Origin of the sequence: Leuconostoc mesenteroides subsp. mesenteroides (assembly GCA_009676745.1) — a bacterium.
Classification (GTDB): domain Bacteria; phylum Bacillota; class Bacilli; order Lactobacillales; family Lactobacillaceae; genus Leuconostoc; species Leuconostoc koreense.
In genome coordinates, this window is sequence record CP046062.1 from 882,057 (window position 1) to 898,206 (window position 16,150).

The following is a 16,150-nucleotide window of genomic DNA, read 5'->3' on the forward strand; positions in this document are numbered from 1 at the left end:
TATAATATCAAGTTTTTAGGCACTCGTCAAGTGATTTATAAGTATTTTTTGGTAAGTAATTATTATCATTTCAGATTAAGCACTTGTCTTCTTCAAATATCAATGCTAGACTATTCTATGTGAAATTTAGCTGATATAGTATCGAATAATGGTCGATTGTTTCTAGCCAGCACCCATGCTGGAACTATCATAAATATGTTATTTAATTGATAGCCACCTGTGCATCAATTTTTTATTTTCCATTGATTATTCATACAAATAGGCTGATGAGTTACATAATTGTATAGGAGAGAATAATGGAAAAATTATTTCAATTGAAAGAAAATAAAACCACTGTCCGTCGTGAAATTGTTGCAGGGATTACGACATTTGTATCGATGGCGTATATTTTCTTTTTGAACCCTCAAATTTTAGGGCAAGCGGGTGTGCCAACACAAGCCGTATTTTTAGCAGCTATTCTAGTAGCAGTTTTTGGTACATTATTTATGGGTTTGTTTGCTAATGTACCGTTTGCTTTGGCACCAGGTATCGGTATGCAAGCCTACTTCACGTATACTATCGTATTTGGGTTCGGATTTACCTGGCAGCAAGCATTAGCTATTGTATTTTTAGTTGGTGTAGTTGATATTGTCATTACATTGACACACGGTCGCCGTGCGATTGTTAAAGGGATTCCATCTGAATTAAAAGCCGCTATCGGTGGTGGTATTGGATTATTTGTAACCTACATTGGTTTGAAAAACGCCGGCTTTATCAATTTCATGATTGATCCAAGCAATATTATGACGCTAAATGGTAAGCCGTTCACTGGTGAGGTACATGGTGCAGTAAATAGCATTTTGGCCAACGGCGGTGTAACACCGGAATTGACAAAATTTAACAATGCTAGTACCTTATTAGCATTAATTGGTTTTATTATTTTGGTTGTGTTGGTGATGAGAAAGGTTCCGGGTGCTTTCCTTATATCATTGATCGTGACAACGTTAATCGGTATTCCAATGGGTGTTACGAACACGCATATCGGGGCTGGAACATCAGTTGGGCATGCGTTCGGTGAATTAGGGCAGGTGTTCGGTCAATCGTTGGGCGCTCAAGGATTAGGGAGTTTATTTAATAACTGGCATCACGCGTCACTAGCGTTAGTTACAATTTTTGCTATGGGGCTAACCGGATTATTTGATGCGATTGGCACATTGATTGGTATCGGTAATCAAACAGGCATTTTTTCAAAAGAAGATCAGCAGTCATTTGAGTCTAGTAATGGTTTTAATTCTAAAATGGACCGTGCATTGGTTGTGGACACATTTACAACAGCCTTTGCTGGTATTGTTGGCACATCAAATACGACAACCTTTATTGAATCAGCTTCAGGTGTTGCGGCCGGAGCAAGAACCGGATTGGCTAATGTTGTGACGGCTGCAGGATTTGCCTTAATGATTTTATTTGCTCCTTTGGTTGGTGTTGTACCGACAGCAGCTACATCCCCATTACTCATTTTGGTGGGTATCATGATGATGGGCGAATTTAAGAAAATTTCATGGGAATCATTAGAAGTTGCTTTACCGGCTTTCTTTACTTCTGTGTTTATGGCCTTTAGTTATTCAATTTCTTATGGTATCGCTGCTGGTTTCATTTTCTTTATTATCGTCAAATTTGCTTTAGGAAAGTTTAAGGAAGTTTCACCAGTGTTATTAATTGTATCTGCATTCTTCTTGCTTAACTTTGCTGTACTTGCATTTATGTAATGTCAGCGAATTATATTAATAAGTATTTTCATTACTTGTATTCAACCGCTTATCACAAAAGCGGTTTTTTTATACCCTCAATTGCTACAATAAAGTCAATATTAGAAGGGTGATAATATATGTTAAACATAGAAAATTTAAGCGTGTCTTATGGAAAAAAAGTTGTTTTAACGGTGCCAAAACTATCCATCAACAAGGGTGAGATTATAGGGGTAATGGGTAAATCTGGCTCTGGTAAATCGACGTTAGTTAATAGCTGTCTCGGGTTAATTCCTTTTACGGGTCAGGTGAAAATTGATACTGATGATGTTGGCATTTTAATGCAGGAACAGCACTACGTTGATACGATGACAAATCAAAAAATGATAGAAGGTATGCTGAACACGCGTATTAAGCGAGATAAAAAATTAACTGATTTAATCGACTTTTTTGACTTCAGTGCGCAATTATCACTTCGTTTTAAAAACTTGTCTGGTGGGCAAAAACAACGAATGAGCTTGATTATGGTACTTTATCAAGAGCCAGAATTATTATTTTTAGATGAAATGACGACGGGCCTTGATTTTGAAAGTCGACAGGAACTAATCAGTCAATTAAAAGTTTATTTTAAACAACATCAGACAACCGTATTGATGGTCACGCACTATGCACAAGAAATTAAGGCGTTAGCTGACAAACTTTTGATTATTGATGATGGTCAATTAAAAGCTTTTGATGAACCAAAAAATTTGTTTAAGCAGTATATCGGATATTCGGCTTTTATAGTAGACAATCATACTGAAAAAAGTATCAAAGTCCAACAACCAGAAGATGAGTACAAGGTTGCACGTCGACTGATTGATGACGGAGATGATTTTAGGCGGACACAAAGCGATATTGAATTAGTTTATACGGAAGTTATGAAGGGGCAACGGGCATGATTAAAAAAAGGAAGTTAGTTTTTGAATTTCAAAATTTATTAGGCAATATCATCACATTATTTTTTGGGTTTGCGTTTGCACCAATGATGGCATTAGTATTTGGCAATAGCTATGCTAATGTGCCGCAAGCCTTGAACCAGCTTTACTTGAGCTTCTTTTGTACGATACCGCTTTCGATGGTATTTGTTGGTTTTAGTTCATTGTTTTCACAAGAAGTTGAGCAAGGTTTCACATTGCGTGCTGAACTTTTCGGTTATTCACGTATTTCACAAGCTTTACATAAATTTTTGGCATTAACGGTGTTTGTGCTATTATCAAGCATCATCTACTCTTGGATTTTTCTATCACATTTTAATTTACCTTCGCCAAATGTAATAATTATCGGCCAAATGGCAATATTTCAAATATTAAATACAGCTGTATATTTCATCATCATTTTTATCCTAACAACGATTTTTAAAAAATTTTCCCGTGTCTACGGTATTTCTATGATTAGCTATTTTGCTATCATGATTATTTCAGGAATCATGGGTAATATGGATGTTGGTAAGTTAGGAGATTATTTGCCAATCAAATTATTTGTCACCAATTATACTAATCATCTTAATGACACTGATTATATATCTGGTAAAATAGGTCTATATCTACTTATTTTATTAGGTATTCTGGGTGTGATTTTAAAAGCGATTGTGAGAAATAAAAATGGAAATAAGCATCAATATTGATGATAAATTGAAAGATGTTCAAGTGGTTATTTCAGGTAGTGATATTGAGCAATTAGCTGATATTGCGCAGTATCTTAAATCTAAAAACACACCTTCACGCCAACTTGCTATCAAAACAGCTGACAATATTCGTGTTGTAGATAAAGAAGATATTATCTTAGTTGAAAGTTATGGAAATGATTTAACTTTTACGCTCAAAAACAATCACAAAATCACAACTAGAAAAACGTTGAAAAGGTTCTTGGAAGAAAATCAAAAATCTGATTTCGTGCAAATTTCCAAATCCGAAGTGATGAACTTATCTTATTTATCGAAGATGGAATCTGCGTTTTCTGGTAATTATTACGCTTTTTTGACCAATCAATCTCGAGTAACCGTATCAAGACGGTTTATCAAAGGCATTCTAAAAAGATTAGAAGGGAGCGCAGAAGATGAAGCATTTTAAAGAAGCAATTGTATATCTATTTATTGGTATTGGTGTTGGATCATTTATCTCTCTATTGTCGTTTACCTTGAATCATTCAACACCGTCGATGAGGCAATTTGGGCTGTTAATGACTATGAGCGCAATTATGGGCTTATTATCTCTCATATATGAGTATGACAAGATAACGTTTATGACACAGCTCATGAGCCATTTTATTTTGGAGATGTTGACATATGGCGTTTTCATTTGGCTAACATTTGAAAGTGCGGTGATAACGTTTAGCAATATACCAACATTTGTGATTACCTATGTTATTATTTTTCTCTATTTTAGGAAACAAGGCAGAGACAATGCACGCCGTATTAATGAGCAACTGCAAAAGAAAGCCGGTAAAAAGTGATTCAATAAACTAAAGCGATGTTGAATTGCTTTTTATATTGACCAGAAATTCGTGGTTTGACTTTCTAATTGACTGTCTTCGCGGATTAACTTGTAATCTGTTAAAATAGAATAAATCAACTTTAAGAAAGACTAAAAATATATCTTATGCCAAATTATCTCATTTTAACTGAAAAACCTTCAGCGGCAACTAATTTTACAAAAGCGCTTGGTGGAAAAACAGGGAATTTTGGTGATTTTACGTATAAAATTACCCATTTACGTGGTCATGTTATGACCTTGAAAAACCCTGAAGAAATGGTGGCTGAAGATTTAAAAAAACAATATAAATCTTGGTTGGTGAAACATTTACCATGGCATTTGGAAGATTTTTCTTGGGCAAGGACTTATATTCGTCAACGCAACATGCGTACAGGAAAGATTGAATCAACCAAAAAACTGATTGATGAATTAAAAAAGGAGTCTAAATCCGGGTACGATGCGATTATCATCGCAACTGATACGGACCCGTCCGGAGAAGGAGAATTACTTGCTTGGGAAGCATTAGATGCAATTGACTGGCGTGGTCAAGTATTACGAGCTAATTTCATGGATGAGTCAGTGTCTGGTATTCAAAAGGCTATGCGTCAATTAAGAAATGTTTCTGATAAAATGGCGGACGGGGAATATGTAAAAGGTGAAAGTCGAAATCGCTGGGATTTTGTATCTATGCAACTGACACGTATTGCAACTACTGCCGCTAAAAAAGCGGGATTTAAAGTGGTCGCACGTGAAGGTCGGTTAAAATCTGTGATTGTTTGGCGTATTTATCAACAACTTGAAGCGATTAAAAATTATGTTAAAACACCATATTTTGAAGTGAAGTTTAAAGATCCAGCCGGGCATATTTTTGGGCGAGTGACGCCACAAGAAGAAGTAATCCCATGGCGTTTTGCAAAAAAAGAGCAAGCACAAGTAGATTTCAACAATTATCATGAAACTGAAGTCATTAACGAAAAACACCAAACACGTACACAAGCACCTGGCAAGCTATTAGATTTAGCAGGATTGGCTTCTATATTGGCCCCTCGTGGGTTTTCTGCCAAAGAAGTATTAAGTACTTACCAAAAAATGTATGAAGCACAAATCGTGTCTTATCCACGTACAGAGGATAAGACTGTGACACCAGAACAGTTTAATGAGTTATTACCCTTGATTGATCAAATTGCAGACGTCGTGGGTGTTGATAAGAATTTATTAACACAACGTTCACCACGAAAAACTCATGTTAAGTCACAAGGGGCACATGGTGCCAATCGCCCTGGTGAGAATGTGCCACAAAACACGCAAGCTTTAGTAAAATTTGGCTCTAGTGGGCCAGCGATTTATGAAGTGTTGGCGAAAAACTACTTGGCAATGTTAGCAGAAGATTACGTTTATGACCATGTTACGGCCAATTTGAAAGATTATCCGGAATTTAAGACAGTCTTCAATATCCCAATTAATCTGAATTTTAAATTAGTATATGACTCACAAAAAGCCATTAAAATTGAAGAGAATGAAGAAGAGACATCAACTAGTAGTCAATTAGGGCCACAAGCGATGCCTTATTTGTATGAAGGTGCGAATCCAAAGCCACAAGCACCAACAACCAAATGGATTATGGCATTTCTAGAAAGGCATCATGTTGGTACTGGTGCGACGCGTGTGTCAACACTGTCTGAAATGTCTCGTGGCACCAAAGCTATGTTAACTGAAAAGCGTGGTAAATTAGGTTTGACAGAAACGGGAAATGTATCCGCAATCATGGTGAAAGATACTTGGATTGCTTCACCAAAAATCACAAAGCGTTTATTTGAAATGATGGATCAAGTCGGCCGATTTGAAATGACAATGGTTCAGCTATTAGATTCGGCGACAAAAGTAGTTGAACATGATATGCCGATTATGTTAGAAAATGCGCAGACACTTGAAACGTTGCTTGGCGAACCCAAACCAAGCAAAAAAAAGCCACGTAAAATATCTGAAAAAATAACCGGTATTTGGCAAGGCAAGGAAATTACTTTTGCTCGCGAATGGAGCGGGCACACTTTTACAGACGAAGAACTGCAAAAGTTATTAGCTGGGTCAGAAATAAGTTTTCCGGCGAAGTCTAAAAGTGGCAAGGCCTACACAGCTGTTGGAAAAATGGCGAAACAAACTTTTAAAGGCAATCCTTTTTATGGTTTCAAGTTGAACCCAAAAACAAAAAAAGCATAATCAACGCTACGTTGATTATGCTTTTTTGTTTATTAGTGTGTTTTCTTTTGATGTTTATCCGATAACAGAGCGATAGGAGAGCAAACTAGTAGTAATAAAGCACATATGACATAGGTTTTACTGAATGCATGGCTTAATGATGTATTTTTTTCCTTTTTAATTTCTGATAAAGTACGCTTCAATTCATCGCGTTGGGCTAGTAGTTTAATAGCTTCTGGTATCCTTTTTTGAGCATGTAGTAAAGTTAAATTACCATCGGATAGCGACATAATTTGACTGTTTAAGACTTGATTTGTTGTAGTTGCGCTTACTAATTTGTATAAAGAATCATTGATTCGTTGGTTAGCCTCACTAATTTTAAGTGTGGCATCATATAGTTTTCGGTAGTTTGTGTCTTTTTTAGGTTGGGGCAGGTTACTTTTGTTTAAAGCAGCTTGTTTTAGTTGTTTAGTGAAGTGTTTTTGTTGCGATGTATAGTTAATATTTTTTTGATCATTACTTGAAAAAATCTGCTTAATTCCAGATTTTGCAGTCTTTTTAACATTTGGAGACAAATTTTTTCGATTAATTATGGCTACGGAATGGTGTTGTATATGAGATTTGGCGGTTGATATATTAGCATTGAGGACAGTAACTAATACCGCCATTCCCAGACACGTACCAATCTGGCGCGAAGCATTCGTAATACCTGAGCCAATGCCAGTTTTTGATTTTGGTAAATGCCTAACGGAAGAAACAAAAGAAACCGTAGAGAAACCGAATCCAGAACCGATAAGAATCGAGCAAACTATCATGATCATTTTAGGTGTTGTTGTAGTTATCAATGAAAACAATAGTAGGCTACCAGCTATAAGTATCATGCCAATCAAGTTTACAGGGATGGCGCTTACTTTGTCAGATAGTCGTGTAGCAAGCGGCATTGTGATAGCAATGGCTAACGAGACGGGAATAATCATCAAAGCAGCATGTAAAGCATCATAGTTGAGTACATTTTGTAGATAATAATTAAAAATAACAGCTGGGGCAACTAGCGCAAATCCAGTCGCAAAATAAATAATACAGGATGAAGTGAATGTTTTTTCACGAAAAAGATTAAGTTCAACAATAGGTGAACTAACTTTTAGCTCTATCAGAATGAACACGATTAATCCTATAATGCCGGTTAGCAAACTTGACAAAATAAGTGCTGATGTCCAGCCGTATTCACGACCTTCAAGTAAAGCAAAGGTAATGCCTGTTAGTGATATGGTTAAAAAAAACATGCCAGCAATATCGAAATGACCAACAAGTGTTTCATCAAAAGAATCTTTTGTAAAGAACAGCACTAGTAGTAGAGATAATAGGCCAATCGGTACATTAAGGCCAAATATCCAGTGCCAAGACATATATTCTAAAATAAAGCCACCAGCAGCAGGGCCGCCAGCTGCTGCAAGGGCAGTAATTGCACCAACAATTGCTGCAATTTTTGACATATGTTGTTTACCAAAGAGTTCAACACCCATTGGCAATACCAGTGGTGTGATGATTGCACCGCCCAATCCTTGAAAAGACCTAAAAACTAAAAGGTACATGAGTGAAGGAGCAAACATGCATGCTGCCGAAGCCCCTGTGAAAAGGAGCAAACCAGTAATCATGATTTTTTTTCGACCAAATTTATCGCCTAATTTCGTTGCTGTAATCATAAAAACGGCTAAGGCAAGCGTATAGGTAGTAGCTACCCAACTAACGCCTGCTAAATTAGTGTTGAATGTCGTCATTAGTTTTGGCAAAGCAATATTGACTATGGTACTGTCTAATGTCCCCATAAACATGGCGATTGTCAGACCAATGAATCCCAAACGTTTTTTTGATTTAATCATCTTAAAATTCTCCTACTATTTTTATTCACGTTGTTTCTCCTTTTTGTACTTTGACACAGAAGTGTATTTGTGGCACAATTGTGCCAACAACGTATAGTATAGACTTAAACAAATGAAATAGAAGCGCTGAAATAAAATTATAACTAGTTACACAGATTAACAGATTTGTGTCAAATAAAGGAGAAACTGGATGAATAATCGAATGTCGTTGCAAACAAGAGAATGGGTGCGTAGTGCACTCTTGGCGTTATTGGATGAAGTAGAAGATATTAAATTAATTACCATTTCAGACATAAGTCAACGATCAGGCATATCGAGGAGAACATTTTACCGTTACTATGCTGCTAAAGAAGATGTTTTGACAGAATACATCGATATTCTAATTGAGCAGTATGGAAATGATTTACGTTCAAAAGAATTAGCAAATTTTAAAGAGTTTATCGCTTATTTCTTTAATTATTGGGGTCAGTACGATCATGAGTTATTTATACTACAAAAGAATGGTTTATTCACCTATGTGTTAAGTGAGTTTAACAAAATGATTCCTGAATTGTACGCAACTATTTCTGCACCTTGGCATATTCAAAAAGAAGTGAATAGTCGTGAAGTAATATATACAACCAGATATGGGGTTGGTGGCTTGTGGAACGTATACGGGGAGTGGCTTGAATTTGATCGTGAAAAGATTGAAATAACAGAAGTTGCCAACATACTAATTCAATCGTTTGATTCCTTATAAAAATTAGGAATAAATATGCAGCAACGTATCGTTTTATAAATTCCTTGTATTATTGTATAATTAAGAGGATTACATGAGAAAATATTTATAAAACGAAAGTGTGAAAAGGAATGAACTATAATGCACCGCATCGACATGCTGTAATCGAGTTGTCGCAATCAGCAGTTGTGCATAATTTAAAGGTGATTAAAGAGAACGCGCATGCCAAAGAGATTATGGCTGTTTTAAAAGCTAATGCTTTTTCACATGGACTACCTGAGATGGCCGCTTTGAGTATTGCGGCCGGGGCTACACGTTTTGGCATGGCCATGCTCGATGAAGCTTTGGCACTACGTGATTTGGGGTATACGCAACCAATTGATATACTCGGACTAACAGATTCACGTTATGCGCGATTGGCTGCCGAACGTCATATTACGTTAGCTTTTAGTACTAAGGAGTCGATAAAAGCCGCTGCCGAACAGTTAGCTGGTACAGGATTAACATTAAAGGTATCATTACCTGTTGATACGGGATTAAATCGCATTGGGTTTAAAAACCGTGAAGATTTAGTAGCAGCAATTCAAGAGGTATCGGTGCAAGATACACTCATTTTTCAAAGTATGTGGACACATTTTGCTACTGCAGATACACCAAATGTTGATTACGTGGACTTTCAAATTTCTGAATGGCAACGCTTGACACATGATTTACCAGCAGAGCCAAATGAAAAGCATTTTGCGAATACGGGCATTGCTACTTGGTATCCTGAAAAAATTAATACAGACATTATTCGTTTGGGTATTGGATTATTTGGCATTAACGGTTCCGTGCCGGTAATGTCGATGCCATTCGAGTTAATACCGGCTTTATCATTGAAGGCTGACGTTGTTAACAGCAAGCCGTTGAAAAAAGGTGATGCAGTCGGTTATGGGGCAGAATATCATGCACCAAATGATGGGTATTTGATTACTATTCCGATTGGGCATTCTGACGGTTATCCATTCAATGGGAATGGGATGCGTGTGCTAGTTGCTGATGGACAAATTGGTCATATTGTTGGAGGCGTAGCGATGGATCAATCAATGATTTTTGTTACTAATCCAGTTGCAGCTGGTACTACGGTGACTTTAATTGGTTGTGTTGGTGATCAAAGTATAACGCTGCAAGATTTGGCTGATCATACACAAAGTAGCATTGTAGCGTTAATGAATAGTTTTGCACCGAGATTACAGCGAATAATTGTTTCGTAATAGAAAAAGGTGGACGACATTAAGTCGTCCACCTTTTAAAATATTGCCCCTGCTGGATTCGAACCAGCGCGTAGTGGCACCAGAAGCCACCGCCTTACCGCTTGGCCAAGGGGCAATTACTTTATATATTTTACATAATTTGTGATCAATTTGCAAGTGGAAATTAAAAGATAAATTCGTTATACTGGTTAAAATACTTTAAGGGGGAATACTATGCAATATGCAACATATGAAAACACAGTCGCAAAGTTAGCTGCGCATCATATTACGATTTCAGATATCGCGCGAATAGCCTTCAATAATGAGCAATCGTATGTCGAAGGATTAACACTTGAACAAGTAGAAGATGCCGTTGAAAGTATCTTACATAAGCGAGTTGTTCAGCATCAAGTATGGGTTGGTTTAGAACTTGACCGTTTAGCCGAAGCCCATTTGCTAGAAGCACCATTACAAGATTTGGTTGAAAATGATGACGGGCTTTTTGGAGTTGATGAAACTATCGGTACAGCAATTGCAATGTCCTTTGATACAATTGGTGTCACAAACTATGGTTATATCGATAAAACAAAAGTTGGCCTTGTCGGTGAGTTAGATCGTAAAGGAAAAACTTCTGAAGCGGTAACGACATTTGCAGATGATATTGTGGGCGCACTGGCCGCAGCTGCAGCATCTAAGGTCGCGCACAAGTACGCGACCGGTAGAGTTGATTCTGTTCTACCAAACCAAAATAACGCGTAGGCGTTATTTTTTTGTAGTTAAATTTGCATAATAGGTCTAGACCAATTATACTATAATTATAGACTTCATTATTATCGTTGTAGAGGCAAGATTGAGGAGGAATGTGCTGCGTGGTAACTTCGCTTCGCGTACGAAATATTATGGCAAAACTAATTAAAAACATTGATCTTTACACAGGGTATCAACATATAGAAGATGCCTTCATGCGTTTTACAGATACGGTTGAGGAAGTCGGTTACATGATTGACTTCAAGGAAAAAGCTGATGACGAATTGATTAATGAGGCCTCAGGAAAGATCATTGTTCCAGGGTTTATTGATGTTCATAAACATGGTGGTTATGGACTGGACACAATGGATGGTGATCCCGAAAAGTTAAACACAATGATTAATAAGATGGTTACGGAAGGCATTACATCATTATTTCCGACAACAATTACACAATCACCAGAAAATATTGAACGTGCGTTAAAAACGATTAATCAAGTTGCCAAAATTAATCCGGTTATTCAGGGGATCCATTTGGAAGGCCCTTTTATTAACAAAGCCTTCATGGGTGCACAGCCTGAAAAATATATTATTGATCCTAACACAGAACTTCTGAAAAAATGGTACGCACTTTCTGGTGAGCGTATTCGATTAGTAACTTATGCGCCAGAAAATGGTGGTATTCCTGAATTTGAAGAATTTATGCTACAGCATAACATTATTCCATCAATTGGACATTCTAATGCTACACGAGAACAATTGGTACACTCGCGCGCAACCCATGTTACGCACTTGTATAATGCCCAAAGACCATTACATCATCGTGAACCTGGTGTCACGGGTCATGGTATGCTAGAAGGCGCAATCACTGGTGAATTAATTGCCGATGGTTTTCATATTGTACCTGACATGTTACAATTAGCTTTTAGAATCAAAGGTGCTCATAAATTAGAACTAGTAACAGATTCTATGCGAGCTGAAGGATTAGGAAATGGTATATCTGAACTTGGCGGACAAAAAGTTACGGTTAAAGATAAGCAAGCACGCTTAGATAATGGTCATTTGGCTGGTTCTGTGCTGGCTTATGATGATGCGTTCGTCAACATTCAAAAATTCACAAGTGCTGATATTAATGATGCAGTACAAATGAGTTCAGTGAACCAAGCACATGAGTTTGGGCTAACTCAAAAAGGCAACTTATCTGAAGGTAAGGATGCTGATTTTAACATTTTCGACAAGGAATTGCATTTAGAGGCGACGTATTCACTTGGTCGCCGTTTTGCACGGTAAAACAATGGCTAAACCTCGATATATTGAAATTCATAACCAAATATTGTCACGTATCGAAGCTGGTGAGTGGCAATCACAAGAACGTTTACCTGCTGAAAGAGATTTGGCACTTGAATTTAAGGTGTCACGTATGACATTAAGACAAGCAGTTCAAACGTTGGTTGACGAAGGGATATTGGAACGCAAAGTCGGCTCAGGTACTTACGTCGCTGAACAAAAGGTTTCTGAACGTGCCCTGGGTGTTACTAGTTTTACAGAATTAATGGCAGCGACAGGTCGAATGGCGCACACGGTGACGGTTAGCTATAAAACCACAACACCATCTGCTTCGGAAATTGAGCATTTGCAACTTGATAATACGGATAAAGTGCTAATTATGGAGCGGCTACGTTTGGGGGATGATGAACCTATTTTACTAGAACGTACAACCTTGCCAGCCAAATTAATTGAGTCGTTCACTCGTAAGGCATTAACAGAATCATTGTACGCTACACTAGCATCAGCGGGGGTATACCCTGGACATGCTGAACAAACAATAACAGCCACGTTAGCAAATGAACGATTATCGGAATTACTGCAGATAAAAAGAGGTGATCCTATTTTATCTGTACGACAGGTTTCATATGATCAACATGATACGCCATTTGAGTATGTGCGATCATATTATGTGGGTGAGCGTTTCGAATTTACTTTGACCAGATAAAAAGATGGTTGATCTATGATCAACCATCTTTTTTATTTATGATTAAATTTTTTAGCTAGGAAATCACCGGTCACTTGGACAGCTAATACCAGAATTAAGACAAGCAGTGTCGCTACCAAAGTGGTGTCAGTTGCAAAACGATTGTATCCGTATGAAATGGCCATATTACCTAGTCCACCAGCACCGATGGCGCCAGCCATGGCAGTCAAACCAATCAGACTAATTAAGGTTACAGTTGATACACGAATGATTTCTGAAAGGCCTTCCCGTAAATAAACCCCAAAAACAATATCCCAAAATGATGAACCCACTGACTGAGCAGCTTCAACAATTCCACTGTCAACTTCGCTCAAGGCTACTTGTATTTGACGTGCATAGAAAGGGAATACGCCCAATGATAATGGCACTAAAGCAGCTGTAGTACCAATTTGCGTACCAATGAGGAGCTTTGTAAATGGTGCAATAAAGGCTAGCAAAATAATAAATGGAATAGCACGGAAAAGGGACACGACCTTATCAAAAATCCAAAATGAAACTTTATTCGGTGCAATACCGTTGGGGGCAGTAATGATTAATCCGAGACCAAAAATTAGCCCAAGTATACCACCAAAAATAGCTGACCAAAAAGTCATATACAGCGTCTGAATGATTGATGTCCACCAACCAGTATCGCCGCTCCAACCTTGATAAACAACGTTAGGAAATGTATTTGTAAACCATTGACTCATAATTAGTTGCCTCCTTTAAGAACTGTTACTTCAACATGATGATCATGCAATGTAGAAAGAGCTGTTTGCACTTGTGAGGGGTCCCCTGATAAAATAACTAGCAAAGATCCAACCGGCGTATCCTGTAAAATTTCAATATTACCATACAGAATATTTGCCGTAACATTGAAATCACGGAACAAGCTAGCAATTAATGGCTCATCAGTTGTTTCACCAACATATGATAGACGAGCAAAAATTTCGCCTTCTTTTAATTCATTAACGAGTGGTTCGTTTCTAATTGTTTCAATGGCCTTATCAATATTTGTGGCTGTTTCAATGAATTCTCGTGTCAACTGTTGCTTTGGCTGAGCAAATATTTCCAACAATGAACCACGTTCAATAATTTCACCATTTTGCATCACAGCTACTTTATTTGCAATCTCTTTAACGGCCTGCATTTCGTGTGTAATTAATACAATGGTTAAACCAAATTCCTGGTTTAACTTTTTCAATAAGGCCAAAATTTGATTCGTTGTTCTAGGATCCAATGCCGAAGTTGCTTCATCAGAAATTAAAATTTCGGGATCATTGGCTAATGCACGAGCGATAGCGACACGCTGTTTTTGACCACCAGAAAGTTGTGAAGGGTATTGATCTGCACGATCAGATAGATCAACTAATTCGAGTAGCTCAGCAACTTTTGCTTTCTGTTCTTCGTCCTTTAATTTACTGTGTTGCAATGCGAAGGCAACATTTTCTGTGACTGTTCGTTCATTTAATAAGTTGAAATGTTGAAAAATCATGCCAATTTTCCGACGGCGAACACGTAAGTCATTTGCGCCAATGCGTGTTTTCTTAGCATTCTGACTATCAGCCTGGAAAAAAGTTTCTCCATTAACGGTTACAGACCCATTAGTTGGTTCTTGTAGCAAGTTAATGACACGTACAAGAGTTGATTTCCCAGCACCAGAATAGCCTACAATACCGTAAACATCACCACGTTCAATATTAATGGAAACGTTTTTGACAGCTTCTATAGTGCGCTTTTTTTGATGGAAAGTGACATCGATATTTTTTAGTTGAATGATTGGTTCTGTCATTGTTCATAACTCCTAATTAGTTCTTTGATTACAGCAATATGCTGATTATAATCTGTTAATCGGATATTTTCATTGGGGGCGTGGTCCAAAGTATGCGCGTATCCTACACCTAAGCTAGCTATTGGTGCATGCAATGCTTCATGAATGTAATACATAGGGCCAGTGCCAGGAGACGTTGGCATAATAACTGGGTGCTGATGATAATATTTTTCAGTGATATCAATCACACGCAAAATTTCTGGGTTCGACATGTCACTGCGATATCCTGGTTGACCTAACGTCTTAGTTACCACGATATCAGAAAATCCTTCATTTTGGAAATGCTGTTTAATTTGTTGCAAGGTTTTGTCAGGATTCATATGAGGAACTAAACGTGCCTCAAGTTTAGCAGAGGCGACAGCAGGCAAAACGGTTTTGACCCCATCACCTAAATAACCACTTTGAATACCTTCTATATTTAGCGTTGGTTGAAAATATAATGTTTCTTTTAAATCATCACCAGTTTTATCACTTAAAAGAGGCGAGGTTAGACCGTGTTGCTGAATCAAAGTGTCTCTTGTTGTAGGCAGATTTCTAACTAGTTCTCTTTCGCGTTGATTAGGGATAGGTACATCGTCATAGAATCCTGGGACAGTAATGTGGCCTTCTTTATCAAATAGAGTTGCTAAAGCTTGGGTGAGACGCCATGCAGCGGAATCTACGACGCCAGCCAAGGAGGAATGTAGATCGGTTTTTGCTGTTTGTACATCAACATTGAATGTTACGATGCCCTTGTTACCACCAAAAATTTCCACCACATCATGAACGTTTTTCCCGCCTGATTCCCAAATAACTAAATCTGCAGATAGTTTATCTTGGTATTTATCTAAATAATCATCTAAATGTTGAGAGGATGATTCTTCAGAACCTTCAATAATAAATGTGATATTTACTGGTAAGCGACCTTCGTGTTCGGTTAAATAATCTTCGAGGGCTGTTAGGCGCGCAGTGATATTTCCTTTGTCATCATCAGTTCCTCGTCCATATAACTTGCCATCATGTTCAGAAAGTGTCCAAGGATCGGTGTGCCACAATGCTATTGGTTCTACCGGTTGTACATCATAGTGATTATAGATGACTAGCGTCTGAGCATCGGGAGCACTACTTTTAAATTGCGCTAATATGAATGGGGCAAAATAAGTGTCATCATAGGTTACTTGAGCACCTAATTCACGAAAAATTCTCGCCAAGAGCTGAGCTGTTTCAGGTAGACGGCGACGAGTTGCCGAAACACTGGGTAGAGCAACTAAATCACGAAGTAAATTTAGATATTTTTGAGTAGATGTCATGTTAATTGAT

15 protein-coding genes and 1 tRNA gene are annotated in these 16,150 nt (G+C 37.7%); 11 read left to right on the plus strand and 5 right to left on the minus strand.

All coding sequences use genetic code 11. From position 1 onward, the window contains the following. The first annotated feature begins 296 nt into the window (after positions 1–296). From GJV51_04545 to GJV51_04570, 6 genes are all read left to right on the plus strand, one after another. Positions 297–1,745, plus strand: a complete 1,449-nt coding sequence (locus GJV51_04545; GenBank protein ID QGM25268.1) for an NCS2 family permease — start codon at positions 297–299, stop codon at positions 1,743–1,745. A gap of 119 nt (positions 1,746–1,864) precedes the next feature. Then, positions 1,865–2,665 carry an ATP-binding cassette domain-containing protein gene (locus GJV51_04550; GenBank protein ID QGM25269.1) on the plus strand — a complete coding sequence of 267 codons (801 nt, stop codon included), beginning with the start codon at positions 1,865–1,867 and terminating at the stop codon, positions 2,663–2,665. Continuing rightward, positions 2,662–3,390: a hypothetical protein gene (locus tag GJV51_04555; protein QGM25270.1), complete on the plus strand. Its 729-nt coding sequence runs from the start codon at positions 2,662–2,664 to the stop codon at positions 3,388–3,390. The genes GJV51_04550 and GJV51_04555 overlap by 4 nt, the downstream gene beginning before the upstream one ends. Then, positions 3,368–3,835, plus strand: coding sequence for a LytTR family transcriptional regulator (locus tag GJV51_04560; GenBank protein ID QGM25271.1), 468 nt, complete (start codon positions 3,368–3,370; stop codon positions 3,833–3,835). Before GJV51_04555 ends, GJV51_04560 begins: the two co-directional genes overlap by 23 nt. Continuing rightward, positions 3,822–4,217 carry a DUF3021 family protein gene (locus GJV51_04565; protein QGM25272.1) on the plus strand — a complete coding sequence of 132 codons (396 nt, stop codon included), beginning with the start codon at positions 3,822–3,824 and terminating at the stop codon, positions 4,215–4,217. Before GJV51_04560 ends, GJV51_04565 begins: the two co-directional genes overlap by 14 nt. 146 nt (positions 4,218–4,363) lie before the next feature. Then, positions 4,364–6,454 carry a type IA DNA topoisomerase gene (locus GJV51_04570; protein ID QGM25273.1) on the plus strand — a complete coding sequence of 697 codons (2,091 nt, stop codon included), beginning with the start codon at positions 4,364–4,366 and terminating at the stop codon, positions 6,452–6,454. Between the two features lie 32 nt (positions 6,455–6,486). Here the strand turns inward: GJV51_04570 and GJV51_04575 are convergent, their stop codons facing one another. Further along, on the minus strand, positions 6,487–8,313 hold the full coding sequence (locus GJV51_04575; GenBank protein QGM25274.1) for a DHA2 family efflux MFS transporter permease subunit: 1,827 nt from the start codon (positions 8,311–8,313) through the stop codon (positions 6,487–6,489). Positions 8,314–8,503: 190 nt separating this feature from the next. Between GJV51_04575 and GJV51_04580 the strand changes: the two genes are divergently transcribed. Next, positions 8,504–9,052, plus strand: coding sequence for a TetR family transcriptional regulator (locus tag GJV51_04580; GenBank protein QGM25275.1), 549 nt, complete (start codon positions 8,504–8,506; stop codon positions 9,050–9,052). 110 nt (positions 9,053–9,162) lie between these two features. Beyond that, positions 9,163–10,284 (plus strand): alanine racemase, encoded by a 1,122-nt coding sequence (gene alr, locus GJV51_04585; protein QGM25276.1) that lies wholly within the window; start codon positions 9,163–9,165, stop codon positions 10,282–10,284. Between the two features lie 43 nt (positions 10,285–10,327). Here the strand turns inward: alr and GJV51_04590 are convergent. After that, positions 10,328–10,399 (minus strand) — tRNA-Gln (locus tag GJV51_04590). A gap of 98 nt (positions 10,400–10,497) precedes the next feature. Between GJV51_04590 and GJV51_04595 the strand changes: the two genes are divergently transcribed. The 3 genes from GJV51_04595 to GJV51_04605 all read left to right on the plus strand — a co-directional run bounded on the left by GJV51_04595 (position 10,498) and on the right by GJV51_04605 (position 13,002). After that, positions 10,498–11,022, plus strand: coding sequence for a phosphatidylglycerophosphatase A (locus tag GJV51_04595; protein ID QGM25277.1), 525 nt, complete (start codon positions 10,498–10,500; stop codon positions 11,020–11,022). 140 nt (positions 11,023–11,162) lie between these two features. Then, a complete protein-coding gene (gene nagA / locus GJV51_04600; protein QGM25278.1) occupies positions 11,163–12,299 on the plus strand; it encodes an N-acetylglucosamine-6-phosphate deacetylase in 1,137 nt (378 codons plus the stop codon). A gap of 4 nt (positions 12,300–12,303) precedes the next feature. Beyond that, positions 12,304–13,002 (plus strand): UTRA domain-containing protein, encoded by a 699-nt coding sequence (locus GJV51_04605; protein ID QGM25279.1) that lies wholly within the window; start codon positions 12,304–12,306, stop codon positions 13,000–13,002. Between the two features lie 32 nt (positions 13,003–13,034). Here GJV51_04605 and GJV51_04610 read toward each other — a convergent pair whose 3' ends face one another. The 3 genes from GJV51_04610 to GJV51_04620 are packed head-to-tail and all read right to left on the minus strand — an operon-like array spanning position 13,035 to position 16,140. Further along, entirely contained in the window at positions 13,035–13,730 is a 696-nt protein-coding gene (locus GJV51_04610) for an ABC transporter permease subunit (protein ID QGM25280.1), read from the minus strand. A 2-nt stretch (positions 13,731–13,732) separates the two neighbouring features. After that, complete coding sequence (locus GJV51_04615; GenBank protein ID QGM25281.1) at positions 13,733–14,812, minus strand: ATP-binding cassette domain-containing protein; 1,080 nt, start codon at positions 14,810–14,812, stop codon at positions 13,733–13,735. Continuing rightward, a complete protein-coding gene (locus GJV51_04620) occupies positions 14,809–16,140 on the minus strand; it encodes a M20/M25/M40 family metallo-hydrolase (protein QGM25282.1) in 1,332 nt (443 codons plus the stop codon). Before GJV51_04620 ends, GJV51_04615 begins: the two co-directional genes overlap by 4 nt. Positions 16,141–16,150: the final 10 nt, after the last annotated feature.

Bases quoted from the DNA above. Each gene is read 5' to 3' on its own strand.
- GJV51_04545 (QGM25268.1), top strand. From the start codon at position 297: ATGGAAAAATTATTTCAATTGAAAGAAAATAAAACCACTGTCCGTCGT.
- GJV51_04550 (QGM25269.1), top strand. From the start codon at position 1,865: ATGTTAAACATAGAAAATTTAAGCGTGTCTTATGGAAAAAAAGTTGTT.
- GJV51_04555 (QGM25270.1), top strand. From the start codon at position 2,662: ATGATTAAAAAAAGGAAGTTAGTTTTTGAATTTCAAAATTTATTAGGC.
- GJV51_04560 (QGM25271.1), top strand. From the start codon at position 3,368: ATGGAAATAAGCATCAATATTGATGATAAATTGAAAGATGTTCAAGTG.
- GJV51_04565 (QGM25272.1), top strand. From the start codon at position 3,822: ATGAAGCATTTTAAAGAAGCAATTGTATATCTATTTATTGGTATTGGT.
- GJV51_04570 (QGM25273.1), top strand. From the start codon at position 4,364: ATGCCAAATTATCTCATTTTAACTGAAAAACCTTCAGCGGCAACTAAT.
- GJV51_04575 (QGM25274.1), bottom strand. From the start codon at position 8,313: ATGATTAAATCAAAAAAACGTTTGGGATTCATTGGTCTGACAATCGCC.
- GJV51_04580 (QGM25275.1), top strand. From the start codon at position 8,504: ATGAATAATCGAATGTCGTTGCAAACAAGAGAATGGGTGCGTAGTGCA.
- alr (QGM25276.1), top strand. From the start codon at position 9,163: ATGAACTATAATGCACCGCATCGACATGCTGTAATCGAGTTGTCGCAA.
- GJV51_04595 (QGM25277.1), top strand. From the start codon at position 10,498: ATGCAATATGCAACATATGAAAACACAGTCGCAAAGTTAGCTGCGCAT.
- nagA (QGM25278.1), top strand. From the start codon at position 11,163: ATGGCAAAACTAATTAAAAACATTGATCTTTACACAGGGTATCAACAT.
- GJV51_04605 (QGM25279.1), top strand. From the start codon at position 12,304: ATGGCTAAACCTCGATATATTGAAATTCATAACCAAATATTGTCACGT.
- GJV51_04610 (QGM25280.1), bottom strand. From the start codon at position 13,730: ATGAGTCAATGGTTTACAAATACATTTCCTAACGTTGTTTATCAAGGT.
- GJV51_04615 (QGM25281.1), bottom strand. From the start codon at position 14,812: ATGACAGAACCAATCATTCAACTAAAAAATATCGATGTCACTTTCCAT.
- GJV51_04620 (QGM25282.1), bottom strand. From the start codon at position 16,140: ATGACATCTACTCAAAAATATCTAAATTTACTTCGTGATTTAGTTGCT.